This window comes from Croceivirga lutea (genome assembly GCF_014235875.1).
Classification (GTDB): domain Bacteria; phylum Bacteroidota; class Bacteroidia; order Flavobacteriales; family Flavobacteriaceae; genus Croceivirga; species Croceivirga lutea.
Genome location: NZ_JACJUK010000001.1, coordinates 104547 through 131040 on the forward strand (window position 1 = coordinate 104547; position 26494 = coordinate 131040).

Consider the following 26494-nt stretch of genomic DNA (forward strand, 5'->3'; position numbering starts at 1 on the left):
TATCTTTGCGCCCCATTTACAAGAGGTTATGCAGAGGAACGTTGCTTTTTATACACTGGGTTGTAAGCTAAATTTTTCAGAGACTTCTACCATTGCTAGAAGTTTTGAAAATGACGGATTTAATCGGGTAGATTTTTCTGAATATGCTGATATTTATGTGATTAATACGTGTTCAGTTACAGAGAATGCTGATAAGCGTTTTAAAACCATTGTTAAGCAGGCCCAAAAAGTGAATCCGGAAGCCTTTGTCATTGCTATTGGTTGTTATGCACAATTAAAACCAGAAGAGTTAGCTGCAGTTGATGGTGTTGATTTGGTTCTTGGAGCAACAGAAAAATTTAAAATAACCGATTATTTAAATGACCTATTAAGTCAAACCGAAAAATCTAAGGGGTTAGCTGAAATACATTCTTGTGAGATTGAAGACGCAGATTTTTATGTGGGTAGTTACGCAATTGGCGACAGAACTAGAGCATTCTTAAAAGTTCAAGATGGTTGTGATTATAAATGCACCTATTGTACAATTCCGTTGGCTAGAGGAATATCTAGAAGTGATTCTTTACAAAATGTGCTAAAAAATGCTAGTGAAATTGCAGCGCAAGACATCAAAGAGATTGTTTTAACCGGAGTTAATATTGGAGATTACGGCAAAGGAGAATTTGGTAATAAAAAGCATGAGCATACTTTTTTAGATTTGGTCAAAGCGCTAGATAATGTTGAAGGTATTCATAGGCTACGCATTTCTTCAATTGAACCCAATCTTTTAAAAAATGAAACTATAAACTTTGTGGCGCAAAGCTCAAGTTTTGTCCCCCATTTTCATATTCCTTTACAAAGCGGAAGCGACAAAATTTTAAAGTTGATGCGCCGCAGGTACCTAACAAATTTGTATGTAGATAGAGTTAGGCAAATAAAAGAGGTGTTGCCGTATGCCTGTATTGGAGTGGACGTGATAGTTGGTTTTCCTGGTGAAACTGATGAAGATTTTCTTGAGACCTATCACTTTTTAAATGAATTAGATATTTCTTACTTGCATGTATTTACCTATTCAGAAAGGGCAAATACAATAGCTGCTGAAATGGAAGCTGTGGTACCTAAAAATATACGCTCTAAACGAAGCAAAATGCTTAGAGGGCTTTCAACAAAAAAGAGACGAGCCTTTTACGAAAGTCAGCTAGGAACCATAAGAACAGTTTTATTTGAAGGCGAAAATAAGGAAGGTTACATTCATGGCTTTACAGAGAATTATGTAAAGGTTAAAGCACCTTGGAATCCTGATTTGGTAAACACCTTACATAAAGTAGAGCTAACTCAGATTGCAGAAGACGGTTTGGTTAGGTTCGACTTTATAAAAGAAAAAGTTTTTGCATAAAAAAATCCCGATGAGAATCGGGATTTTTCTTTGGTACTGTTCTGTACTTATATTCTTATTCCAACAGGTAACATCTCTTTATATTGATGTCTATTTTTACGTAAAAAGCCAGCAATGTGCGGACTTGTTGGAACCACTCTAAGATTTTGGTCTTGAATGTGGTTTAGTACAGCTTTAATAAAAGATTCTTTAAAACCTTCTTGCTCAATCGCTTCAGGGATGACTAATTTGGTCAAGAATACTTTTCTTTCTTGTGAAGAGTACTCAATTTTTGCCAAATGACCGTCAACATTGATTTCAAATTGGCGTAAAAAGCTATTGTCAGTAATTTCCATATATAAAAAATATAGTGTTAATTCTTGTGTGGATTAGGTTTTGTTGGTTTGAATTCACTTCCATTATTGCCCTATTTTTAAAAAAGCATTAATTGGGGTAATTCACAAAAGGATTACAAAATTATGTAAAATATAGCATTTTTCCTAGTAAATCCGCTACTTTCGACTTATGAATGCTGTTAAAGTTCCACTTTACCTAATGCCAGGTATGGCAGCTAGTATTAAAATATTCGAAAACTTAAGGCTATCTGAAGAACATTTTGAAATTGTGTACTTAGAATGGTTTATGCCCGAAAAGGGAATGTCTTTTTCAGCATACGCTAAGCATATGTGTAACATGGTAACACATGATCATCCAGTACTTTTAGGGGTTTCGTTTGGGGGTATGTTAATTCAAGAAATGGCAAAGCATATACCAGTTCGTAAATTGATTATTATATCTTCAGTAAAATCCAATTCAGAAATGCCAAAGCGTATGTGGTTTGCTAAGTATACCAAAGTACATAAATTGTTGCCAACAGGTTTGGTAACTAATATAGAATTACTTGCTAAATATGCATTTGGAGAAACCGTAAATAAAAGATTACACCTGTACGAAATGTATTTAAGTGTAAGAGATAAAGTTTATTTGGATTGGGCCATAAATACCATTGTAAATTGGAAACAAACTGAGCCTTTAGAAAATACTATTCATATACATGGAGAAAAAGACGCGGTCTTTCCAATAGTCAATATAAAAGAGTGTATTACTGTAAAGAATGGGACACATACCATGATTATACATCGTTCAAAATGGTTTAATGAACACTTACCTGCACTAATTTTGTCTTAATTAAGTTTATATATTGCATAAAAATTGATTTAATGAAGTATTTGAAAAATATCCTAGCAATCATAGGTTTTGGTTTTGTGGTTGGCACTTTAATTTATGCCATTCAACAAGATAATTCTGATAATGCCATTGAAAACCAAAAAGTAACAGAAACAGAGACTGATAAAAATGTTAGTGATACCTATCAAATTAGTGCTATTGATATACCAGAAGATTTAAATTTTTCCGGTGAAATGGTACCATTATCAGACCCTGAAATAATGGAGCGTGTAGATAGGGAGTTTTTAGTAAACACCTATTGGCAGTCTAATGCTTTATTGTTAATGAAGCGTGCAAATAAATACTTTCCAATAATTGAACCTATTTTAGCTAAGAACGGTATACCAGATGATTTTAAGTATTTAGCTGTTGCTGAAAGCGGTTTGCAAAATGTTGTTTCACCAGCTGGTGCTACAGGGTTTTGGCAAATTATGAAGGCCACTGGTAGAGAATATGGCTTAGAAGTTAATGATAATGTTGATGAGCGATATCATTTAGAGAAATCAACACAAGTAGCGTGCGATTATTTAAATAAATGGAAAAACCGTTTTGGTACTTGGACACTCACTGCGGCGGCTTATAATGCTGGACCAGGCGGTATTCAAAAGTACATGAATATTCAAAAAGTTGATGATTATTACGATTTACTTTTAGGGCAAGAAACCGGCCGTTATGTATTTAGAATTATGGCCATTAAAGAGATTCTTTCCAATCCTGAAAAATATGGTTTTGAGCTGGAAAAAGATGATTTGTATAAAGATGTACCAACATTTACGGTAGAAGTAGATGAACCCATTGCAGATTGGGCCGATTTTGCTTCAACCTACGAAATCAATTACAAGATTTTAAAACGTCATAACCCATGGTTGCGCGAAGCACATTTAAATAATGCATCACGCAAAAAATACGGCATTAAAATTCCAAATAAAGGATATTATAGAACAGCCAAATAAACTAGCGATATCTTGGGCGGCCACCAGCTGCCTGAGCTTTTTTCATTTGCTGTTGCATCATTTTAATTTGATCCGTCAGCATACCGTTTTTATCTAATTTTTTAGCTTCTTGTAGAAGCGTTGTAGCTTCTCTTTTTCTACCCTTTTGCGCTACAATTCCTGCTAAACTAAGTTTCGCCATGGCAGCATCATAATCCATGTTTAAACCCAGCTTAAGCGCTTTTCTAAAAAACTTTTCAGCTTTGCTTAAATTCTTTTGGCTTTGTATTATACCATGTAGGTAATTGTAGTAACCTTGTTGTTTCTGAACTAGGGCAGCTTCTGGATTTTTAATTTTTGATAACCATTTTTCTGTACCATTCAAATCTTGTTTACGCATTTGAAGAAAAGCTAAAAGAATGATTTCATTTCTGAAATACAAAAAAATAAATATCAAAGAAAGTAAGATTAGGAAAATACCATTTCCGATTTCACCCTCAATAAATTGATAAACTGCAAAACCAATTATTGCTGCTGCTAGTACAAGTTTTATGTTTTTATGAAACATTAAGCGTATTTTAATTTAGTTAGTTGTGTTCTGTTTTTAAAAATAATTTACCGCACTTAAGAATTTAAAAGCCTCGTATTTAAAAAGGGTCATAAATTATAAATGTGGTATTTTTATAAAAAAGCAAAACTAACACAAACATTTTTTTAAATGTTCTTGTCAGAGCAAAAAGTCTTTGTATATTTGCGCCCAGAAATTTTGAAAGGCTTCATAATAACCTTTAAGCACGAAAACAAATGAAAAGAACATTTCAGCCATCGAAACGAAAGAGAAGAAACAAGCATGGATTTAGAGAGCGCATGGCAACAGCCAATGGCCGTAAGGTTCTTGCTAGAAGAAGAGCTAAAGGAAGAAAAAAATTAACTGTATCATCTGAGCCAAGACACAAAAAATAGATGATTGTAGATAACTTATGAATATAAAGGTGCTGATATTTAAATTAGCACCTTTTTTTTGACCTATTTTTAACGATTGAAGTAAACCCACGAGAATATGCCAAAAAGAGAAGATTTAAAATCGATTTTAATTATTGGATCAGGACCAATTATTATTGGCCAAGCATGTGAATTTGATTATTCTGGTTCACAGGCATTACGTTCGTTACGTGAAGATGGTATTGAAACTATTTTGATTAATAGTAATCCGGCTACGATAATGACGGATCCTTCAATGGCTGACCATGTTTATTTAAAGCCTTTAAATACTAAATCGATAATTGAAATTTTAAAAAAACATCCAAATATTGATGCTGTTTTACCAACAATGGGTGGTCAAACGGCATTAAATTTATGTATTGAGGCCGACGAAAAAGGCATTTGGGAAGATTTTGGCATAGAAATTATCGGGGTTGATATTGATGCTATTAACATTACTGAAGACAGAGAAAAATTCAGAGAGTTGATGACAGAGATTGGGGTGCCAATGGCACCACAAGCAACAGCTACATCATTCTTAAAAGGAAAAGAAATTGCTCAAGAATTTGGATTTCCATTAGTAATTAGAGCATCGTTTACGCTTGGTGGAGCTGGGGCATCTATTGTTTATGACCCAAAAGATTTTGATAAACTATTGAGCCATGGTTTAGAAGTATCACCTATACATGAGGTGATGATTGATAAGGCCATGATGGGTTGGAAAGAATATGAGCTCGAATTATTAAGAGACAAAAATGATAACGTAGTTATTATTTGTACCATAGAAAATATGGACCCAATGGGTATTCATACAGGAGACTCTATAACCGTTGCACCAGCAATGACCTTATCTGATAGAACTTTTCAGAGGATGAGAGATATGGCCATACATATGATGCGAAGCATTGGTGATTTTGCAGGGGGTTGTAATGTTCAATTCGCAGTTAGTCCTGATGAAGAGGAAGAAATAATTGCAATTGAAATTAACCCACGTGTTTCTCGTTCTTCAGCTTTAGCTTCTAAAGCTACAGGTTATCCTATTGCAAAAGTAGCCGCAAAATTGGCTATGGGTTATACTTTAGACGAGTTACAGAATCAAATTACCAAATCAACTTCTGCGTTATTTGAGCCAACCTTAGATTATGTAATTGTAAAAATACCGCGTTGGAATTTTGATAAATTCGAAGGTTCTGACCGTACACTTGGTCTTCAAATGAAAGCCGTTGGTGAGGTAATGGGTATTGGACGTTCTTTTCAAGAAGCGCTGCATAAAGCAACACAATCCTTAGAAATAAAAAGAAATGGTTTAGGCGCAGATGGTAAAGGCTTAAAAGATTATGATACCATCATTCAGAAATTAACAGTACCAAGTTGGGATAGGGTATTTGTACTTTATGATGCCATTCAGTTAGGTATTTCACTAAAGACCATTCATGATATTACTAAAATAGATATGTGGTTCTTAAAACAGTATGAAGAATTGCATCTATTAGAAAAAGAAATATCTAAATACACTATTGCAAGCTTACCAAAGTCTTTACTGCTCGAAGCCAAACAAAAAGGTTTTGCAGATAGACAGATAGCGCATATGCTAGATTGTTGGGAGAGTGAGGTGCATAAGAAAAGAGAAGAGTATGATATTACTCGAGTATACAAATTAGTAGATACCTGTGCGGCCGAATTTAAAGCGGTAACACCTTATTATTACTCTACTTTTGAGGAACAAATACAATCTGCAGACGGTAAAAAATATGTAGCCAATGACAGTGAGGTTACAGATAGAAAGAAGATTGTAGTATTAGGTTCAGGGCCTAACCGTATTGGTCAGGGAATTGAGTTTGATTATTGCTGTGTACATGGGGTATTGGCATCAGCAGAATGTGGTTATGAAACTATAATGATTAACTGTAATCCAGAGACGGTTTCAACAGATTTTGATACTGCTGATAAGCTATATTTTGAACCTGTTTTCTGGGAACATATTTACGATATTATTTTACATGAAAAACCAGAAGGTGTAATTGTTCAGCTCGGAGGGCAAACTGCATTGAAATTAGCAGAAAAACTTGAGCGTTACGGTGTTAAAATTATTGGCACTAGCTTTGAGTCTTTAGATTTAGCCGAAGATAGAGGTAGTTTTTCTACTTTGCTTAAAGACAACAACATTCCTTACCCAAAATTTGGCACTGCAGAAAGTGCAGACGAAGCTTTAGAATTGGCTGAACAGTTAGGTTTTCCACTTCTAGTTAGACCATCTTACGTGTTAGGAGGTCAGGGTATGAAGATTGTTATCAACAAGGAAGATTTAGAAGCTCATGTGGTAGATTTACTTCGTAAGATTCCAAATAATAAGTTGTTATTAGACCACTATTTAGATGGAGCAATAGAGGCTGAGGCAGATGCAATTTGTGATGGTGAAGATGTATACATCATAGGTATTATGGAGCATATAGAACCTTGCGGAATTCATTCTGGAGACTCTAATGCCACCTTACCACCATTTAATTTAGGCGAGTTTGTAATTCAGCAAATAAAAGACCATACTAAAAAGATTGCGTTAGCATTGAACACTGTTGGTTTAATCAATATTCAATTTGCGGTTAAAGACGATACGGTATATATAATAGAAGCTAATCCGAGAGCATCTAGAACAGTACCGTTTATTGCAAAAGCTTATAAAGAGCCTTACGTAAACTATGCAACCAAAGTTATGTTGGGTGAAAAAAAGATTAAAGACTTTAATTTTAACCCGCAGTTAGAAGGTTATGCAATTAAACAACCAGTTTTCTCTTTTAATAAATTTCCGAATGTGAATAAGAATTTAGGTCCTGAAATGAAAAGTACAGGAGAGAGTATTTTGTTTATTGATAGTTTAAAAGACGACGAATTCTACAATTTATATTCTAGAAGAAAAATGTACCTATCAAAATAAAGAATAGTGTATACTAGTTTAAAAAGGGATATTTTCAATTCAGAAATATCCCTTTTTTTAATTATACCAAACCGCATATCTTTTGCGGCGTAATTCTTTTGCCAGTTGCTCTTCTAGTTGTAAAGCTTCAGCTTTTGTATTAACGGGTTTAATGTGGTTGTATAAACTGGGTCTTAAATAGCTACCGTATTTACGTACAATACTGGATGAAATAGAATAACCTTTTTTGGAGGTTAATCCCTTTTTGTGTTGTTCAAAACGTTCTTTTGGTGTTTTACTAGTCATACCCACATAGAGGCATTCTAGCACTCCATTATACTGAGGATTTGCTTCTCTAAAGCGTTTATTCTCTGTGTACACTTTCTTGTGTAATTCAATAACATACACACAATACTTTTGCATCACAAAGACCTGTTATGCTTCCCACTCTGTGTGAAAAATTCCTTCTCTATCCAACCTTTCGTAGGTGTGAGAACCAAAATAATCTCGCTGTGCTTGTATTAAATTCAATGGTAAACGTTCAGAGGTATACGCATCAAAATAGGTTAGTGCATTGGAAAGACCAGGTAAGGGAATTCCGTTTAAAGCACCATAAGAAACAAGTTTTCTAGCAGCGACCACTGTACTTTGAACTTTTTCAACAAAAGAATCTGCTAAAAGTAAATTTTGCAATCCTGAATTAGCTTTGTAAGCATTAGTAATATCGGCTAAAAGAGCTGCCCTAATAATACATCCGGCACGCCATATTTTGGCAATCTCTCCTAAATCTAATTCATAACCATATTCTTTAGAGGCATCTGCTAATTGATGCATACCCTGAGCATACGCCATAATAAAAGCAAAGTAAAGTGCTTGCTCACAGTCTTTAATCAATTCAGTTTTATTGATAGCGTTTGGAGTTGGTCTATTGTAAAGTTCGTCAGCTTTTTTACGTTCGTCTTTCAAAGCAGAAATTTCACGCATGCTAACAGCAATGTCAATGGTGGGTACTGGTATACCTAAGTCCATTGCATTTTGAGAGGTCCACTTACCAGTTCCTTTTTGCTTTGCTTTGTCTAAAATAACATCAACTAAGTCACCGTTAGTTAAGTTATCTTTTTGTTCAAAGATTTCAGAAGTTATTTCTACTAAAAAAGATTGCAATCTACCCTTATTCCATTCGGCATAGGTAGCATGTAATTCTTCATTAGATAATTTACCCGCTTTTTTAAGAACATCGTAAATTTCAGATGTTAATTGCATTAAACCATATTCAATGCCATTATGTACCATTTTCACATAATTTCCTGCAGATTTTGGTCCTAAATAGGCCACACACGGTTCCCCATCATATTTGGCCGCAACAGCCTCAAAAATAGGTCTAACATGTTGGTAAGCATCTTTGGAGCCACCTGGCATTATACTAGGACCTCTACGGGCACCTTTGGCACCACCAGAGACTCCTGCTCCAAAAAAGTTAATTCCCTTTTCCTTTAAAAAGGCTTCACGCCTGTCTGTATCAGTAAAAAAAGAATTTCCACCATCAATTATGATATCGCCTTTGTCTAAAAGAGGCAAAAGATTTTCAATAACCGCATCAACAACTTTACCTGCGGGTACCAAAAGCATTATTTTTCTGGGCGTACTTAACGCATTTACAAACTCAGCAGCATCTGTACTTGCACTTACTTTTTGAGTATCACCACCTTCCTCAATTAGGGCATTTACTTTTTCATCATCTAAATCATTACCAAAAGCTGTAAAACCTTTGTCTGCTACATTTAGAATAAAGTTTCTACCCATTACGCCCAAACCTACAAGTCCGAAATCGTATTTTATATCTGCCATGCTTTGTAATTTTAAATGTTAAGATAGCACTAAGAAAGTCAATAACCAGCTATGCTGCTTAAAATAAAGGTTATATTCGTTTTTACCAATGTAAAAATACTATGGCTAAGAAAACTGAGAATCAAATTTTAGTAATATTTGGCGCTTCTGGCGATTTAACTGCAAGAAAACTGGTGCCAGCATTATTCAATTTATTCGTTTCAGAAAATTTACCTAAGAATTTTGTGGTGTTAGGCGCAAGCCGTAGTGATATGTCTGATGAGGATTTTAGAAAACGGGTTGTTACAGAAAGTAAGTATTTAAAAGATAAGCGTGAGGAACTGAATACTAATGATTTAGAAAAATTTGCCAATTGTTTTTATTATCATGATTTAGGAGGTTCGTATGACACGGATTACAGTAATCTTAAGAAAAGAATAGAGGATTTAAAATCTAAACACAATACCTCAGGCAATATTATTTACTATTTATCCACGCCACCTTCTTTATATGAAACCATTGCGCAAAATTTAGCTGATGCTGGAATGAGTACCCAGAAAAATGGTTGGAAACGTATGATAGTAGAAAAGCCGTTTGGTTATAGTTTGGAAACGGCTAAAGAACTGAACAATGGACTTCAAAAACATTTTGAAGAACATCAGATTTATAGGATTGACCATTACTTAGGTAAAGAAACCGTTCAGAATTTACTGGTTACCCGTTTTGCCAATAGCATTTTTGAACCACTATGGAATAGAAATTATATTCATCATGTAGAAATTACTAATGCCGAAGACGGAGGAGTAGAAAAAAGAGGTGGCTATTATGACAAATCTGGTGCCTTGAGAGATATGTTTCAAAACCATTTATTACAGATTGTTTCACTAATTATTATGGAACCACCTATTAGTGACGCTCCAGAAGATATCAGAGATGAAAAGGTAAAAGCCTTACGTTCTTTACAAATAATGAAAGACGAAAAAACTTTGTTTAACAACACCATAAGGGCACAATATATGCCTTCAACCATTGATGGTGAAAAGGTAAAAGGGTACAGAGAAGAGGAAGGTGTTGCTGAAGATTCTACCACAGAAACCTATGCAGCTGTTAAGTTTTTTGTAGATAATTGGCGATGGCAAGGAGTTCCATTTTATGTTCGAACGGCTAAACGAATGCCAACAAAAGTTACCGAAGTAGTAATACATTTTAAAACGCCTCACCATCAAATATTTCAAGATTCTGGCATGAGTAGTAAAGACAATAAGTTAATCATTAGAATTCAACCAGATGAGGGAATATTAATAAAATTCGGCGTTAAGGTTCCTGGTCAAGGTTTTAAAGTTGAGCGCGCAAATCTTGATTTTTATTATGCAGATTTGGCTGAAACCAATGTCATGGAAGCTTACGAACGCTTGCTATTAGATGCCATGCAAGGCGACGCTACTTTATATGCTAGAGCAGATGAAGTTGAAGCGGCTTGGGCATTTGTAGACCCAATTCTAGATTATTGGGCTAATGGTAAAGATGTTAGAATGTATGGTTATGCTGCGGGAGTTTGGGGACCAGAAAATGCAGATGATTTAATTGAGGGCGTTGGTTTTTGGAGAAACCCAGGGCCAGAATTAACAGATGAACCAGGGTATTGTGTGCTTTGTTAGTTTTAAAGAATAAAGTATAAAGATGAAATTGCAAAGTATAACCTACTACCTTAAAAGTAGTAAGATTTTATACTTACTAATAAGCCATTTTGAAAAATAAAGAACTAAAACAATAATGAGAGTAGAGGTTTTTGAAAATAAAATCGAAGTAGCAAAACAGTTCTCAAAGTTTTTTACCGAGCAAATAAATAACTCAGATGTTTATCATGTTGCTTTGTCTGGTGGTAGTACACCAAAAATAGTTTTTGATGTTTTAGCAGAGGAGTATGGTGATACTGTAGACTGGCAAAAGGTTCACTTTTATTGGGGAGATGAGCGATGTGTACCTTCGACAGATGACCAGAGTAATTACAAAATGACGGTAGAACATTTGTTTTCTAAAATTGATGTGCCCGAAGAAAATATACATCGTGTTTTAGGCGAAGCTTCACCAGAAAGGGAAGTAATGCGTTATGCCAATCTCCTCGAAATAAATTTAGATAGGGTAGAAGAAGTTCCTCAATTTGACCTTATTATTTTAGGTATGGGAGATGATGGTCATACGGCTTCAATTTTTCCTCATCAAATTGAATTGTGGGACGCTAATGACCATTGCGTGGTAGCAGAACACCCAGAAACGGGTCAAAAAAGAATAACTATAAATGGGAAGGTAATTAATGCCGCAAAACAGGTTATTTTTCTAGTAACCGGAAAAGCAAAGGCCGAAAAGGTCAAAGAAATTCATAATCAGGTTGATGGCTTTAAGAACTATCCGGCAGCTTTGGTAAGCCCCAAATCGAAAGACTTGATTTGGTTTTTAGATGATGAAGCAGCTTCTTTCTTATAAAAAATCTAGTCCAAATCTAACTTTACATTTTCGCCCTCTAAAAAAGATAAGTACGCCTCGTTTTGTCTGCTCGTACCATCATATTTAGAGTCTCTTTTGTATACTGCCATTTTACGTTCAACGCTTCTAGCAAACCGTCTTAATCCTTCATTATTTTTAATGAGAAGTCCTGGAACAGGTTTGTTTTTACCGTTTTCATCTTTGGCAACCATGGTAAAATAAGAAGAATTGCAGTGTTTAATCTGGCCAGTTTTTATATTTTCTGACTCTACACGAACCCCTATAACCATTGATGTTCGTCCTGTATAGTTAACAGATGCTTTTAAGGTAACCAGTTCGCCTACTTCAATAGGATTAAGAAAATCAACTCTATTTACAGAGGCTGTTACACAATAGCTTTGTGAGTGTTTACTTGCACAGGCAAAAGCAATCTGGTCCATTAAATTTAAAATATGTCCACCATGAACTTTACCACCAAAGTTTGAATGTTGCGGAAGCATTAGTTCTGTTATAGCAACACGAGACTCTTTTGATTTTTTGAATTGTTTCATATTAATTTCCAAAATGTGGAGAATCTTCTTCCGTGACTTCTTCAATAAAATATTTGGTGTCCCCTAACCAGAAAAAGGTGGCATATCGCTCTTTATAAGCAACTTTTACATATTTGCCTTGCAAATCGATTAGTTGTTGAATTACTTCTTTTTCTGAATCTTGTACTGAGAATTGAAATATTTGAGCCCCAGATATACCTTGGCTAATTTCTCCTTCCCAAGTTTTGACCATAACACCTTTTCTACTAAATTTTATCAATTCTCCTGAACGATATCCTTCACTAAATGGCACATAATAAATAAATGCAAAGTAGCCCAATAAGCCTACCACAAGAACAGAAATAAAAATTACTAATATTTTTCTCATTTTAAGTTGAGTTTAGGTTGTTCATCTGAAAATTCATTGTCGTCATCTTCTAATGCCCGCTTAAGAATAGGTTCAGGTAACGATTTTTTAGCCTTAGCACCCATTTTCTTTAGCTTTTGAATACTGGTGATAATATTTCCTCTACCTTCTACAAGCTTATTCATGGCACCACGATACTCGTTTTTGGCTTCATCCATTTTTTTGCCAACTTTAGTTAAATCACCCACAAAACCTTCAAATTTATCGTAAAGTGCGCCAGCTTGTCTGGCAATCTCAATGGCGTTTCGTTGCTGTTTCTCATTGTTCCACATGGTATCAATGGTTCGTAATGTGGCCAATAAGGTCGAAGGTGTTACAATAACAATGTTTTGTTCAAAAGCTTTATTGTAAATAGAATTATCCTCATTAATAGCTATGGCAAATGCAGGCTCAATAGGAACGAACATAAGCACAAAATCTGGGCTTTCCATCTCATACAAATCTTCATATTTTTTTGCGGATAGTTGGTCTACATGTTTACGAATAGAATTAATGTGATCCTTTAAATAACGAGGCTTTTCTGCCTCATCAGCATTAGTAAAGCGCTCATAATCTGTTAGCGAAACTTTTGAATCTACTATCATTTTCTTACCATCAGGTAAATTGATGATAACATCTGGTAATACTCTAGTGCCGTCTTCTCTTTTAAAGCTTTGTTGTACTGAGTATTCTCTGTCTTTTTCTAAGCCAGATTTTTCTAGTACGCGTTCTAAAACTAGTTCTCCCCAGTTACCTTGCATTTTGCTGTCACCCTTTAATGCTTTGGTTAGGTTTTCTGCCTCTTGTGTTATTTTAAGGTTTTGGTTTTGAAGGTTTAGCAACTGTTCTTTTAAGGCAGAATGAATACTAATATTCTCTTTTTGCGTTTCTTCTACCTTTTTTTCAAAAAGTTGAATTTTTTCTTGTAACGGATTTAAAATTAGCTTGATATTTTTTTGATTTTGCTCTGTAAACTTGGTACTCTTTTCGTCTAAAATTTTGTTGGCTAAGTTTTCAAAGTCTTTAGTGAACTTTTCTTGAAGTTGCTCAACCTCAGCTTTTTGTTCAACATTTATTCGGTGTAAATTTTCGATTTCAGCTTCATATCTAACTAACTGATTGCCCTGTTGTTCTTTTTCGCTTTGCAATTGGCGCTTCTCTGTATTCTCATGAACTAGTTTTGCATTAAGCTCAGCTATAGTGTTTTTCAATTGATTTTCGCGTTCTTGCCAAACACTTTCATTAGACTTTGTCTTTAATTTTTGAATATACATTCCAAGAAAAAGTCCGGCTATTAAAGCAACAGCAGCAATTATTAGTGTTAATACTTCGGTACTCATATAGTTTATTCTATGGGTAAAGATACTTCTTTACTTGCAGTAAATTAGACTTCATAAGAAGGGTTTATAAATGCTTTTTTAACAAGAAAAGTTGATTATTGTTTAATTTTAAATGTACCAGAATTGGCATCAAAACGAATCAAATCGGTAGGAAAAAGCTTGTCAAAACAACCGTTTTCAATTAATTTACAAGGCTCCCCAAACGGATTGGTTTTTCCGTCTAATATCAAAATTTTATCGCATAGCTGAATAGCTAAGTCAACTTCGTGTGTAGTAAAAAGTAGAGTTTTGTTATTTGATTTAGCAAGTGTTTTTAGTAGCATTAGAATCTCCACCTTATGCGAAATATCTAAATGAGTTGTGGGTTCATCTAACAAAATTAACGGGGTATCTTGTACTACTGCTCTGGCAATTAAAACGCGTTGTAATTGACCATCACTTAACTCAAAGCACTTTTTTTGTTTTAAACTGTGTAAAGAAAAAGACTGCAGGCAGGTTTCAATTATTTTTTTGTCAGTAGTATTAAGAGCACCCAACCAGTTGGTATACGGTTGTCTTCCTAAAGCAATTATCTCAAAAACAGTGAGATTTTTAGTAGCAATAGGCTCCGTTAAAACCATTGATTGCAGTTTAGCAAGGTCTAAATTTTTTATTGTGGATAAATTAGTTTTATCCAAGTAAATAGTACCATTAATCTTTGGTTGAAGTCTTCCTAGAGTTCGCAATAGTGTAGATTTACCAATACCATTAACACCTACAACAGCACAAAGTTCATTAGGCTGTAGCTCGAATGAAATATCTCTTACAATTGCATTTTTTTGATAACCAACCGCTAAATTAGAAACCTTAAGCATAGTTTAAAATAGAATTTTTCTTTTACGAACTAAGAGCCAAATTACTATAGGTGCTCCAAATAGAGATGTAATAGCATTAATAGGTAAAACAGTGGCAGAGTTAGGTAATTGCGCTATGGTATCACAGAGAAGCATTAGAATAGCGCCATAGATAAATACTGCTGGTAGTACAATACTATGATTGGTGCTGGAAATAAGTTGCCTGGTTAGGTGTGGTACGGCTAATCCAACAAAGGCAATTGGTCCAGCAAATGCCGTGATACTTCCTGCTAATAATCCAGTAGCTAAAATTATAAGGTATTTTGATTTTTTGATAGACACGCCTAAGCTTTCGGCATAATTTTCTCCAAGTAAAAATGCATTTAAGCTTTTAACGCTAAATAGACTTAGTACCAAACCTAATATCACAATAGCTAAAAGAAGCAAAATTTGTTTCCATGAAAGACTACTTACACTACCATAAGACCAAAATATAAATCGTTGTAAGCTCTCAGCATCAGAAAAATAGGCCAAAACACTAACAATTGCAGCGGTTATGCTACCAAACATTAAACCAATAATTAATAATGTCATGGTGTCTCTTACCTTATTTGCTACTACCATTACTACTAATAACACTAAAAAGCTACCAAGGCTGGCTGCAATTACTAGTGAAGTGTCAAAATATAGTATTCCGCCTAAAACCGAAGCACCTAAAAGTAACAGTGCGGCTCCTAAACTTGCACCTGAACTAATACCTAATACAAACGGACCCGCTAACGGATTACGAAATAGGGTTTGCATTAATAAACCACTAACAGCTAAACCACCACCAACTAAAATTGCGGTTACAGCTTTGGCAAGACGGTAGTTTAAAATAATGTATGATTTTGATTCATCTACAGTTGTATCTCCTAATAGAATGGCAATTGTTTCAGAAAAAGGTATAGCCACAGAACCTAATGATAGATTTAATACAAAGGCAGCGATTACTAAAACTAAGAGTAGTAGGAATGAGAATTTATATGAACGTTCTTTTCGCATTTACTGCAAAGGTGTAAAAAAGTATGGTGAATAGTTTGGTAATACCTGTGGGTGTAGAATTTTTACCAAGTCTTTAAGAACCAAATCAGGTCTTTGTGGGCCTAGTTCATAATAGAGTATACCTCCGGTTTCTCCTGTGGTGTTCGCAAAACTGTACAATTTTTTGTTTTTAAATGCTTCGAATTTTGAATAATGGGTATTCGAATTATTCATTTGGTCATAGCTTTCAAATTGAGCTGTTCCTATCCAATAATTGGCAGTTGCACCTTTAGCTAAGACATTTTCTATACTTAACGAAAGACTACCAGTGCCTTTAGTATCAGCATACATATAATTTGCATTTGCATCATTAAAAAATTGAGCGGCCCAACTATCTCCAGCAGGAGCATACCAAACGTCTTTATATAGTGCACCACTAATAACAGAAGGTGTTTTTTTACCTTTTTTAGCTAAATCTTTTACCGCTTTATAATTGGTTTCAATGTTTTTAAAAATACTGTCAGCTTCTTTTTCTTTGTCTAAGAGGGCACCAAAAAACTTTATCCATTCTGCCTTTCCTAAAGGAGTCTGTTCCACCCAATCACCATTAAAAACAACAGGTATTCCGGCATTTTGAAAAGTTTCATAAGGGCTATTTGAGTTATCAATGGCAAACCCAACTATAATTTCTGGTTTAAGACTTAAGGTAATTTCGGTATTCAACCGTTCATTTTGCCCCAGTTCCTGTATTTGACCATTATTGATAAACGTTCTTGCCTTTTTTGAAGAAATATAATTTGTTTGTGGAAACCCAATTAGTTTATCTAGACTGTTTAATTCTTCCAAAGCCGGTATATGGGTAGTAGATGTAACTATTAGAGAATTTATTGGCGTTAGTACTACTGCATCAAAATAATCTTTAGGGTAGGTAAGGGTACTAATTTTTTCTCTTGGTATAACGGCGTAGGTAAAGGTTTTTTTAGCTTCTGGCCATGGAGCTCTAACTTTTATAATTTTTATATCATCATGATTTTCAATAGTAAAACCTTTAGCATAGGTAATATTTTCTATCTGAGAGGGTGTTTTTTCTAAAGGTATGTTTTGGGTGCGTTTTTGCTTACAAGCAAGGCCCAACGTTAGCAAAAACAGGTAAAAGAGTATTCTTCCTTTCATTTCTCAAAAGTACTACTTCCACTTAATTTGATTACTTTCGTAAAAAATTATGGTTTCTGAGGAGCGTATCCGAAGAATTAAAAGGGAATTTGGTGCAAAACCAAAGCTGTTCCCGCAACTGTAAGTTCTTGCCAACTTAAATTGGCACCTTTTTTTAAAGACCTTAATTACTACAAAGCCACTGTTATTTACGATGGGAAGGCAAATTAAGGAGAACGAGCCAGGAGACCTGCCTTAATTTTGGCTGTTAGTTCAGCAAAATAAATTAGTAAGCTTTCGGGATAAAAGTTTAGATTATGAGATTTTCTTGGCATCTATTATGCCTATTACTTTTTAGTGTCTTTTCTTTTGCTCAAGATTTACCTACCCAAGTTTTAGATGAAGTGGTTGTGGCTGATTTAAAGTTAAAAAAATATGCAGACGGCCATAAAGTAAATGTACTTAACGATTCTACCATTTTAAATAACGGTACGCTTTTAACTTCTTTATTACACTTTAATAGCCATATTTATTTTAAAGAAAATGGTTATGGAATGGTTTCCTCTCCCGCTTTTAGAGGTACAAGCGCTTCGCATACCGCAGTGGTTTGGAATGGCATCACTATTAACTCACAATTAACCGGACAATTAGATTTTAATACCATAAACCCTTTTAATTACAGTTCTGTTAGTATACGCAGTGGTGGTGGTAGCGTTCAATATGGCACTGGGGCTATTGGGGGCTCTATTCATTTGAACAATGATTTAGCATTTACAAATCATTTTGAAAATAGAGTGGTTTTAGGTTATGGTAGTTTTAATACGCAAAGCATTAATTACCATAACAGTTTTGCTACGGGTAAATGGTCTTCAAATTTTGGTATTAATTACAACAGTTCTGATAATGATTTTAAGTATTTAGAAACTAATGAGCAAAATACCAATGGAGAATTTAATCACTTAAATCTCAACTTTAATTCTGGTATTTCTTTAGCCAACAATCATGTAATCAAATTATTTCATCAGACATTTATTGGAGATAGAAATTTGTCGGGAACGCTGCTAGCACCGGGTAGAAGTAAATTTGAAGATGAGAATTTTAGAACACAGGTGGAGTGGGGGCATTTTGGAGAAAAATTAATTACTAAATTAAAAGTTGCACACTTACATGAGCGTTTTAAATATTTTGAAAATAAAAATGCAGACAACTTTACTTCTAGTAGGGTAACTACGATGTTGGCAAGGTACTCGGTAGATTTATCACTTTCCAAGTCTTTTGACATCAACACCTTTGTTGAATATGCAAATTATAGTGGAGCGGGCGATAATATTGGTACACCAAGACGTAATGACGTTGCCATAGCAGGGATTTTAAAACATAAGTTTTCTAAAAAGTTTCGTCATAATTTAAGTGTTCGCCAAGATATATCTTCAGATTTTATGAGTCCGGTTTTATTTGCTTGGCATGGTAGTTATGATGCCAGCAGCTGGTACAAACTACAACTTAATGCCTCTCGTAATTTTAGAATGCCAACTTTTAATGATTTGTACTGGCAACCGGGTGGAAATCTAGATTTACGAACAGAAAATTCGTATCAAATAGATTTAGGCAATCAGTTTTCTTTTAAAAAAATTAGTCTCAATTTAAATGGGTATTATATTGATTCTAAAGATATGATACGATGGGTTCCTAATAATGAAGGAATTTGGTCGCCATCAAACATTGATAATGTGCGTGTTTACGGAGTAGAAGCTGAGCTAAGTTACCAATACAATTTTTTAACTAAACACTATTTAGCCTTTCAGTCAAATTATGCCTACACAGTTTCTGAAGATAAGGCTACAAATGAACAATTAATCTATGTTCCGTTTCATAGAATCAATGGTAGCATTGCGTACAATTATAATACACTTGGTTTTTTTTACCAGCATCTATATAATGGTTCGGTACAAATTATTGGTGGTGACCTAGGTAGTTACCAAGTAGCAAACCTTGGGGTACATTATCAATTTAAAATTAGACCGCGTCAACAGCTAAAACTTGGATTAACCCTAAACAATGTTTTTAACACCTATTATGAAAATATTGCCTTTAGGCCTATGCCTAACAGAAATATTCAAACACAAATACAATTAAATTTTTAGAATGAAATTAAACCAAATAGTAGCGTTATTAGCTTTAGTTATAGGATTAAGTTTAAGCTCTTGCAGTAGTGATGATGATGTTAACAATTTTAACCCAACTATTCAAATATCGGTAGACGCCAACACTTATCTTGAAGACGCAGGTAGCATTACGGTAACTTTTACTACTTCTGAAACTTTTACAGAGGCTCTAGAAATAATTTACGAAGTATCTGGCTCGGCAACAGCAGGTGAAGATTTTGAATCTTTGAGTGGTAGTATAACAATCCCAGCAGGTACCAAAACTATTACAGAAAGCCTAACTATAGTAGAAGATGATGAGGTTGAAACTTCTGAAGATATTGTAATAACTTTGCTTTCAGCTCAGGGTACTCAAGAGTTTTTAACCGGCACAACAAGTGTTGCTATAACTATTACAGATAACGATTCTTTTGCATATGAAAACGGAATTTTTGTAGTTCATGAAGGTAGTTTCTTTGGTGGAAACGCTTCGGTTTCTTTTGTAACCGATGATTTATCAAGTGTGAGCAATTCAATATTTTCGGAAGTAAATGATGCACCCCTTGGCGATACCGCACAGAGTATCACTTTCTTAGATGATAAAGCTTTTATTGTAATTAACAATTCACAAAAAATAGAAGTGGTAAACAGATACACATTTGAATCTATAGCTACTATCGGCGGCCCATCTAAAGATGACTTTCTGAATCCAAGATACATGGCTATAGCCAATGGTAAGGGTTATGTAACTAATTGGGCAGATGGTACAAATTCTGATGATGATTTTATCGCGGTTCTAAATCTAGAAAGTTATACTGTGGAATCAACAATACCTGTAAGCGAAGGTCCTGAATGGATTGTTTCTACAGACAATACTATTTATGTTGCCCACCAAGGGGGTTTTAATCAAAACAACATCATATCAGTAATAGATGCTACATCAAACACCGTTGAAACAACTATAACAGTCGCGGACAGGCCAAACTCCATGCATTTAGTTGAAGAGAACCTATTTGTGTTGTCTGGAGGAAATCCTGCATGGACAGGGAATGAAACATCGGGGCAATTAGATATTATAAATACTCTAGATAATACGGTTACGTCAACACTTACGTTTGAAACTACCATGCATCCAAATTATCTATCCGTTGATGGTGATAAACTATATTATCTTTTAGATGGGGCAGTTTATACATTGACCACTTCAGCAACCCAATTGCCTACAACACCAGAGTTTACGGGTGTTTCGTTTTATGATATGACGGTACATAATGGCAAATTATATGGTGTTGATGCAAAAGATTTTGCTAGTAATGGTTCATTAGAGGTTTATGATTTATCTACGTACACACTAGAAGCGTCATTAGAGGTGAATATTGTACCTGCAGCTGTTTACTTTAATGATGCGTTTGATTTTTAAATTACTATTATGAGAGAAAGTAAAGGAATAGTTATGCCATTAAATTGCTGGGATATATATGCAGTTCATTTTGATAAACTAATTCAACAAAGTAAAATAGCTTACGACATTAGGCAACTAAATACATTATTAGAATACAATCTCAATCAAAATGTTCTAAACCTTTTAGAGGAGCAACAATACGATGCCTTGGTGTACACAAATCCAACCCAGCAAATAGAATGGGTGAGTAAAGGGTTTACAGAGATGACTGGTTATCCAAAATCCTATGCGCTAGGTAAAAAGCCAACTTTTCTTCAAGGGGAGAAAACTTCCAAAAAAACAAGAAAAGCAATTAAACAACAATTAGGAGGTAACGACTATATTGAGGAAACCATTCTCAATTACAAAAAAAACGGAGACCAATACTTGTGTAAAATACATATAGTTCCGCTTTACAATAGTGAAGATTTACTTTCAGGTTATTTAGCTATTGAAAAAGAATTAAAGGCTGCATAAAAAAAGCCCGGTTAAGTTAACCGGGCTTTTTGTTTTATTTATTAAAGTTTAACTTAATCTCCTTATCTAGATACATATTATCCTTTAAAGGCGTAAACATTTTTGAACTGGTAAACGGTTTTGCTGGCATTAATACATCAAAACTTTGTTTAGATACGCTACCAGAAATTTCTTGCAATGCTCTAGCTAATAATGGCTCATCTGGCTCACCTAATGTGCCTAAGTCTGCTAAATCTTCTTCTAACGGTATGTCTGGTACTAAACCACTTGTATAATCTGAAAAACCTGCGGCATTTTCGTTTCTACCAACCAAGGGTTGTAAAGCCCAACTATTATTTGGATTTATTTGATTTTCTCTCGAAGCAGAATAAATAAAAGGTGCACCCTCACGGTCTGGATCATCAACCATGGTAATAGAAAATTCATTTTTTCCACTTGTTACTCCACCAATTTGAACTACATCAACATATGGGGTAAGTCCATTTATTACCAACTCACTGGCAGAAGCCGTTCTACCTGTTGTTAATACGTAAACTTTAGAAAGATTTAATGTATTTAATGGCGCACCACCAACAGTGTTTGCAAAATAATCTTCTAAATTTTCTGGGTCAAAAATCTGCATTAACTTATCATTCCATCGTTGCCTAATATAAAGGTCGTTAGTGTTAGTACCATAAACCATACTAGACAATAAGCGAGAAGAGTTTACAGAACCTCCAGGGTTATATCTAAAGTCTAATACTAACTCTGTAACTCCATCGGCAACAAACTCACCAAAAACATCATTTAATTGACTATCAAATTCATTGGTAAAGCCATTGTATACTAAATAACCCACTTTAATTCCATTTACATCTAAGGTTTTAGAAAGTAGAATAGGGTTTTCAACTAAATTTTCTTGCTTGGTAAGCGTTACTTCAGAACCCGTTTCTACAATGGTATTATTTTCAATACGGGCTAAACCTAAGGTATACGTATCATTATCACCAAATAGTAGGTCTATATAGTTGACATCATTCAGTAAAATACCATCTACACGAGTAAATAAGTTACCTCTTCTAATTGGTTTTGCTTCCGCATCAGAACCTAGAACAGTATACGTAACATAGCCAAAAATTGCATTACCGTCACCATAACGTGCTAAGCCAAATTCTAGACCATTACTTTTAGAAATTCCACTTAAGTTATTAACGAGCGTAGTATAATCTTCATTCCAAAAGGTAAATCTATCTTCATTAAACAATAAGCGCTCCATCAAATCATTAGGGTCTGGAGTTTCAGCTAAAAAGGCAGTAAATTCTGGGTCAGAAGAAAATCTGTTGTCGGCTAAATCTGGCACATCTTGCTGCCAAAAGTACCATAGGTTCATAGCTTGCCACATAAAACTTTGTACCTCTACGTCATCAGTTGTGGCAATAGGATTGTCATCAGTAGTGATATCATCGGAATTATCATCATTAGTACATGCAAATAACAATAACCCTAATAAAAATAGGGAGAAACTTTTTTTCATAGCGTAATTTTAAAAAGTGAATTCAAGAACTGTTCCAAGTCTTAATTAGAATCTTCTAATTAACAACTTTAGTTTAAAAAACCCTAAAATACTTACATTCTAAATAAAATTAAAAAGTCTTGTAACAAAATATGAAGTTTATCGTCTTCCTTATATAAACCAACATATAGCGTTTATCAATCAATCAAAAAATGCAACAAAAAGAGTTTATAGATCTTGTAATGCCGTTTAGAGATAAACTGTATAGAATGGCCAAACGGCTTTTGGTTTCTAGAGAAGAAGCTGAAGACGCAGTGCAAGAGATAATTATGAAGCTTTGGTCTAAAAGCGATTCTATTTCTAAATATAGAAGTGTTGAAGCCTTTGCAATGACTATGACAAAGAATTTTTGCCTAGACCGATTAAAATCAAAACAGGCAGGTAATTTAAAATTAGTTCACAGTAATTATAAAGATGAAAATTCGGCAATACAACGAAGCATAGAAACCAGAGATAGTGTTAGTTGGGTTGAAAAAATAATGGATGAGTTACCAGAGCAACAAAAAATGGTGTTACAGCTTAGAGATATTGAAGATTATGATTACGATGAAATTGCAGAAATGTTAGGTATGAAACCAACAGCCATTCGCGTAACATTATCAAGAGCTAGAAAAACTGTGAGAGAAAAATTAATAGAAAAACATAACTATGGCATCGCATAAGTACATAGAAAACGTATTAGAAAAGTATTTTGAAGCAACTACAACTGTTGCCGAAGAATCAGAACTACGAGCGTATTTTGCCCAAGAAGATGTGGCAGCACATTTAGAGCAATACCGTTCAATGTTTACCTACTTTTCTATTGCTAAAGAAGAAAGTTACCCCACAAAAGAACCATTAAAACCTAGTAGAAAATTAAATTTTAGATGGTTATCAATTGCAGCGGCAACTATTTTATTCTTTGGTATTTATTTCGGTAATCAATACTGGGAGCAAAGGCAGGCAGAGATTGCCTACCAAGAAACCAAAGAGGCTTTAAACCTCTTAGCGGAAAATTTCAATAAGGGTACTCAAAAGATGGGTTACTTAAATGAATTGGAAATCGCAAAACAAAAACTTTATAACGAAAATTAATTTACAACAATGAAAAAGAGAATAGTATACTTTGTTTTAGCCTTAACCCCACTTTTTGGCTTTTCACAATCAATCTTTGATAAGTTCGAAGAATATGATGAGGTTACATCTGTAGTAGTGTCACAAAAGGCTTTTGAGCTATTAGCTAAAATGGATGTTGACATTGACGATAAAGACGCTAAAGACTTTATGGATATTGCCACCAGTCTAAGTAGTTTAAAAGTATTTACCACAGAAGACCCTAAGATTGGCGCAGAAATGAAAGCTACTGTAGACAAATACTTGGGTTCCACTAAACTTACAGAGTTAATGCGTATAAAAGATAAAGACGCTAATGTAAAGTTCTACATTAAAGAGGGTAGAGATAGTGACCATGTAAGCGAGTTGTTAATGTTTATGACAGATATTAACAAGGTAAAAATAGACGACAGAAACGTAGAAACCGTCTTACTAACCTTAACAGGTAACATTGACTTAAACAAAATTAGTTCCCTTACTAAAAAAATGAATCTGCCAGAAGAATTAAATGAAGCAGGTAAAAAAGGATAATATAGTACGAAGAACGGTTAGGTATTTACTTAACCGTTCTATTTAAAAATCAATCAAAAACAATTAAATCATCAATCATGAAAAAAATAATCATTTTAATAGTAGCAGTGGTATTTCCATTTGCGCTAACAGCACAATCAGACTTTGATAAATACATAGACTCAGACCATGTAGGTTCTATTGTCATAAATAAAAGTTTATTAGGTATGGTGGCTAAGTTCTCTAATGATAGCAACGATAAGGAAGCTCAAGAATTTATAGAAATGGCCCAAAATATAGATGAAATCAAAGTTTTTATGACCGCTAATTCTTCCGCCTCAGAAGATATGGCTAGTACAGTTAAAAAGTATTTGCGTAAGTCTAATATGGAGCTTTTAATGCAGGTGAAAGAAAAAGATAATAAAGTAGACTTTTATGTAAAAAGCACAAAGAATGACGAAATTGTAAACGAACTATTAATGTTTGTTAAGAGTGATGAAAGCAATGGTCATGATTTCAACTCAGTTTTAGTTACCATGTCTGGTAAAATAGAATTAGATAAGATAGGTGCATTAGTAAACAAAATGAACCTGCCTAAAGAATTAGAACAGGCTGAAAAGTCAAAGAAATAATTATAGATAAATTAGAATAACATGAAAAATATAGCCAAAATTTTTGCATTAGGTATTTTGGTTTTACTTAGTTCTTGTGCATCTCAACAGAGTTTGCAAGAGTATTATGTTGACAATCAAGAAAATCCAAATTTTCTAATAGTTGATGTACCTGCAAGTATCTTAAAATTAGAAGAGGCAGAACTTACTAACGACCAAAAAACCGCTGTAGAATCTTTACGAAAATTGAATTTACTTGCGTTTAGAAAAACAGGAGAAAATGCAGATGAGTATAAAGTTGAAAGAAATAAGGTTAGAGAAATTCTTAAAAATGAAGACTTTGTAGAATTAATGAAAATCAATTCTACTTATGGTAAAGGTGTTGTAAAATATTTAGGAGAAGACGATGCCATTGATGAGGTTATCATTTTTGGAGATAATAAAGACCAAGGTTTTGCCCTAATTCGCGTGTTGGGTAAGAATATGAATCCCGCACATATTATGCATTTAATGCAGGCTTTAGAACAGTCTGATTATAAGGGCGAAGGCTTAGAAGAAATAGGTCAGCTTTTAAAAGGCTAACATAGTTCAAACTTTAAATAATTATCCCGTTACCTAATCGTAACGGGATTTTTTATGCTAAAAAGTGACTTATTCCTATTTTGTGTTTCATAAATAACGTAAACAACTAAAATAAAAACCTAAAAACAGAATACTTATGGAAAACGCAGAAAAATGGATTGACAAAGGCATTGAATTCATAACAGAATATGGCCCTAAAGTGCTTGGTGCAATTCTCATCTACATCATTGGTTCTTGGATTATCAAAAGAATTGTGAAGTTGGCGAAAAAAGTAATGAGCAAGAGTAACTACGACGAGTCGTTACAACGCTTTCTTTTAAACTTAATTTCTTGGGCACTTAAAATACTATTGATTTTAGCTGTAATTGGCAAATTAGGTGTAGAGACTACAAGTTTTGCTGCAATTTTAGCAGCGGCTGGTTTAGCAGTTGGGTTAGCGCTACAAGGGTCTTTGTCTAATTTTGCAGGAGGCGTGTTAATCATGATTTTTAAACCGTACAAAATTGGTGATTTAATTGAAGCACAAGGTGTTTTAGGAGCTGTAAAAGAAATTGAAATTTTTACTACAAAACTTATAACTCCAGAAAATAAATTAGCAATTGTACCTAATGGTGCTATGGCAAACGGTAATATAGTTAACTATACTGCTGAAGGTAAGATACGTGTAGATACTGTTATAGGTGTTGCTTATGAAGAAGATATTAAGAAAACTAAGGAAGTTTTAATGAACGTTTTAACCTCTCAAGAGAAAGTTTTAAAAGACCCAGCACCTTCTGTGAACGTTTTAGAATTAGCAGATAGTTCTGTGAACTTTGCGGTAAGACCATTTTGTAAGCCAGAAGATTACTGGGACGTGTACTTTGCTACTTACGAAGGTTGTAAACTGGCTCTAGACGAAGCTGGTATAGAAATACCTTACCCACACGAAGTTCAGGTAGAAAAATAAGATTATTTAGTTTTGATTTAGTACAACTAGCCCTAAGGTAAAACTTAGGGCTTTTTTTAGTATTAGTAAGCAGTATTAACAAAAATAAAACGCTTCCTATTATTAATAAGATTCGACCATTTATATACTCTCCAAATTGCCA

27 protein-coding genes and 1 riboswitch are annotated in these 26494 nt (G+C 34.3%); of the genes, 16 read left to right on the forward strand and 11 right to left on the reverse strand.

Going from position 1 to position 26494, the window contains the following annotated elements; all coding sequences use genetic code 11:
- The first annotated feature begins 28 nt into the window (after nt 1–28).
- Nucleotides 29–1372, forward strand: coding sequence for a tRNA (N(6)-L-threonylcarbamoyladenosine(37)-C(2))-methylthiotransferase MtaB (mtaB, locus tag H5V42_RS00485; protein WP_185781152.1), 1344 nt, complete (start codon nt 29–31; stop codon nt 1370–1372).
- 47 nt (nt 1373–1419) lie between these two features.
- Here mtaB and H5V42_RS00490 read toward each other — a convergent pair whose 3' ends face one another.
- Nucleotides 1420–1707, reverse strand: coding sequence for a GNAT family N-acetyltransferase (locus tag H5V42_RS00490; protein WP_185781153.1), 288 nt, complete (start codon nt 1705–1707; stop codon nt 1420–1422).
- A 169-nt stretch (nt 1708–1876) separates the two neighbouring features.
- Here H5V42_RS00490 and H5V42_RS00495 point away from each other — a divergent pair, with 169 nt between their 5' ends.
- Nucleotides 1877–2539 carry an alpha/beta fold hydrolase gene (locus tag H5V42_RS00495; protein WP_185781154.1) on the forward strand — a complete coding sequence of 221 codons (663 nt, stop codon included), beginning with the start codon at nt 1877–1879 and terminating at the stop codon, nt 2537–2539.
- Nucleotides 2540–2571: 32 nt separating this feature from the next.
- Nucleotides 2572–3531: a lytic transglycosylase domain-containing protein gene (locus H5V42_RS00500; protein WP_185781155.1), complete on the forward strand. Its 960-nt coding sequence runs from the start codon at nt 2572–2574 to the stop codon at nt 3529–3531.
- Nucleotide 3532: 1 nt separating this feature from the next.
- On the opposite strand, the gene H5V42_RS00505 is transcribed toward H5V42_RS00500, so the two are convergent.
- Nucleotides 3533–4078, reverse strand: a complete 546-nt coding sequence (locus H5V42_RS00505; protein ID WP_185781156.1) for a DUF2892 domain-containing protein — start codon at nt 4076–4078, stop codon at nt 3533–3535.
- Nucleotides 4079–4314: 236 nt separating this feature from the next.
- Between H5V42_RS00505 and rpmH the strand changes: the two genes are divergently transcribed.
- Both rpmH and carB read left to right on the forward strand, forming a co-directional pair.
- On the forward strand, nt 4315–4473 hold the full coding sequence (rpmH, locus tag H5V42_RS00510) for a 50S ribosomal protein L34 (protein WP_002669412.1): 159 nt from the start codon (nt 4315–4317) through the stop codon (nt 4471–4473).
- A 97-nt stretch (nt 4474–4570) separates the two neighbouring features.
- Nucleotides 4571–7423, forward strand: a complete 2853-nt coding sequence (gene carB / locus H5V42_RS00515; protein ID WP_185781157.1) for a carbamoyl-phosphate synthase large subunit — start codon at nt 4571–4573, stop codon at nt 7421–7423.
- Nucleotides 7424–7480: 57 nt separating this feature from the next.
- On the opposite strand, the gene H5V42_RS00520 is transcribed toward carB, so the two are convergent.
- Nucleotides 7481–7825, reverse strand: coding sequence for a GIY-YIG nuclease family protein (locus tag H5V42_RS00520; protein ID WP_185781158.1), 345 nt, complete (start codon nt 7823–7825; stop codon nt 7481–7483).
- A 12-nt stretch (nt 7826–7837) separates the two neighbouring features.
- Nucleotides 7838–9250 (reverse strand): NADP-dependent phosphogluconate dehydrogenase, encoded by a 1413-nt coding sequence (gene gndA, locus H5V42_RS00525; protein WP_185781159.1) that lies wholly within the window; start codon nt 9248–9250, stop codon nt 7838–7840.
- A 101-nt stretch (nt 9251–9351) separates the two neighbouring features.
- Here gndA and zwf point away from each other — a divergent pair, with 101 nt between their 5' ends.
- Together zwf and pgl are read left to right on the forward strand one after the other, a co-directional pair.
- A complete protein-coding gene (zwf, locus tag H5V42_RS00530) occupies nt 9352–10887 on the forward strand; it encodes a glucose-6-phosphate dehydrogenase (RefSeq protein WP_185781160.1) in 1536 nt (511 codons plus the stop codon).
- Between the two features lie 115 nt (nt 10888–11002).
- Nucleotides 11003–11713: a 6-phosphogluconolactonase gene (gene pgl, locus H5V42_RS00535; RefSeq protein WP_185781161.1), complete on the forward strand. Its 711-nt coding sequence runs from the start codon at nt 11003–11005 to the stop codon at nt 11711–11713.
- A gap of 5 nt (nt 11714–11718) precedes the next feature.
- Here the strand turns inward: pgl and H5V42_RS00540 are convergent, their stop codons facing one another.
- The 6 genes from H5V42_RS00540 to H5V42_RS00565 all read right to left on the reverse strand — a co-directional run bounded on the left by H5V42_RS00540 (nt 11719) and on the right by H5V42_RS00565 (nt 17018).
- A complete protein-coding gene (locus H5V42_RS00540) occupies nt 11719–12264 on the reverse strand; it encodes an acyl-CoA thioesterase (RefSeq protein WP_185781162.1) in 546 nt (181 codons plus the stop codon).
- A gap of 1 nt (nt 12265) precedes the next feature.
- Nucleotides 12266–12631, reverse strand: coding sequence for a 6-phosphogluconate dehydrogenase (locus H5V42_RS00545; RefSeq protein WP_185781163.1), 366 nt, complete (start codon nt 12629–12631; stop codon nt 12266–12268).
- Nucleotides 12628–13989, reverse strand: a complete 1362-nt coding sequence (rmuC, locus tag H5V42_RS00550) for a DNA recombination protein RmuC (protein WP_185781164.1) — start codon at nt 13987–13989, stop codon at nt 12628–12630. Before rmuC ends, H5V42_RS00545 begins: the two co-directional genes overlap by 4 nt.
- A gap of 95 nt (nt 13990–14084) precedes the next feature.
- Nucleotides 14085–14843, reverse strand: coding sequence for an ABC transporter ATP-binding protein (locus H5V42_RS00555; protein WP_185781165.1), 759 nt, complete (start codon nt 14841–14843; stop codon nt 14085–14087).
- Between the two features lie 3 nt (nt 14844–14846).
- Nucleotides 14847–15866 (reverse strand): iron ABC transporter permease, encoded by a 1020-nt coding sequence (locus tag H5V42_RS00560; protein WP_185781166.1) that lies wholly within the window; start codon nt 15864–15866, stop codon nt 14847–14849.
- A complete protein-coding gene (locus tag H5V42_RS00565; RefSeq protein ID WP_185781167.1) occupies nt 15867–17018 on the reverse strand; it encodes an ABC transporter substrate-binding protein in 1152 nt (383 codons plus the stop codon).
- 33 nt (nt 17019–17051) lie between these two features.
- Nucleotides 17052–17269: riboswitch (cobalamin riboswitch) on the forward strand.
- A gap of 45 nt (nt 17270–17314) precedes the next feature.
- Between H5V42_RS00565 and H5V42_RS00570 the strand changes: the two genes are divergently transcribed.
- Genes H5V42_RS00570 through H5V42_RS00580 form a run of 3 tightly spaced genes read left to right on the forward strand, consistent with a single transcriptional unit; the run spans nt 17315 to nt 21059 of the window.
- Nucleotides 17315–19141, forward strand: a complete 1827-nt coding sequence (locus tag H5V42_RS00570; RefSeq protein ID WP_185781168.1) for a TonB-dependent receptor plug domain-containing protein — start codon at nt 17315–17317, stop codon at nt 19139–19141.
- A 1-nt stretch (nt 19142) separates the two neighbouring features.
- A complete protein-coding gene (locus H5V42_RS00575; RefSeq protein ID WP_185781169.1) occupies nt 19143–20561 on the forward strand; it encodes a DUF5074 domain-containing protein in 1419 nt (472 codons plus the stop codon).
- Between the two features lie 9 nt (nt 20562–20570).
- Nucleotides 20571–21059, forward strand: a complete 489-nt coding sequence (locus tag H5V42_RS00580; RefSeq protein WP_185781170.1) for a PAS domain-containing protein — start codon at nt 20571–20573, stop codon at nt 21057–21059.
- A gap of 34 nt (nt 21060–21093) precedes the next feature.
- Here the strand turns inward: H5V42_RS00580 and H5V42_RS00585 are convergent, their stop codons facing one another.
- On the reverse strand, nt 21094–22572 hold the full coding sequence (locus H5V42_RS00585; protein ID WP_185781171.1) for a S41 family peptidase: 1479 nt from the start codon (nt 22570–22572) through the stop codon (nt 21094–21096).
- 191 nt (nt 22573–22763) lie between these two features.
- Here H5V42_RS00585 and H5V42_RS00590 point away from each other — a divergent pair, with 191 nt between their 5' ends.
- The 6 genes from H5V42_RS00590 (at nt 22764) to H5V42_RS00615 (ending at nt 26352) form a co-directional block, all read left to right on the forward strand.
- On the forward strand, nt 22764–23273 hold the full coding sequence (locus tag H5V42_RS00590) for an RNA polymerase sigma factor (protein ID WP_185781172.1): 510 nt from the start codon (nt 22764–22766) through the stop codon (nt 23271–23273).
- Nucleotides 23260–23685: a hypothetical protein gene (locus H5V42_RS00595; RefSeq protein ID WP_185781173.1), complete on the forward strand. Its 426-nt coding sequence runs from the start codon at nt 23260–23262 to the stop codon at nt 23683–23685. The genes H5V42_RS00590 and H5V42_RS00595 overlap by 14 nt, the downstream gene beginning before the upstream one ends.
- Nucleotides 23686–23694: 9 nt before the next feature.
- The gene (locus H5V42_RS00600; protein WP_185781174.1) at nt 23695–24234 is read left to right on the forward strand and encodes a DUF4252 domain-containing protein; all 540 of its coding nucleotides are present in this window, start codon (nt 23695–23697) and stop codon (nt 24232–24234) included.
- Nucleotides 24235–24311: 77 nt separating this feature from the next.
- Nucleotides 24312–24845, forward strand: a complete 534-nt coding sequence (locus H5V42_RS00605) for a DUF4252 domain-containing protein (RefSeq protein WP_185781175.1) — start codon at nt 24312–24314, stop codon at nt 24843–24845.
- A 21-nt stretch (nt 24846–24866) separates the two neighbouring features.
- Complete coding sequence (locus H5V42_RS00610) at nt 24867–25406, forward strand: DUF4252 domain-containing protein (RefSeq protein ID WP_185781176.1); 540 nt, start codon at nt 24867–24869, stop codon at nt 25404–25406.
- Between the two features lie 136 nt (nt 25407–25542).
- The gene (locus tag H5V42_RS00615) at nt 25543–26352 is read left to right on the forward strand and encodes a mechanosensitive ion channel family protein (protein ID WP_185781177.1); all 810 of its coding nucleotides are present in this window, start codon (nt 25543–25545) and stop codon (nt 26350–26352) included.
- Nucleotides 26353–26494: the final 142 nt, after the last annotated feature.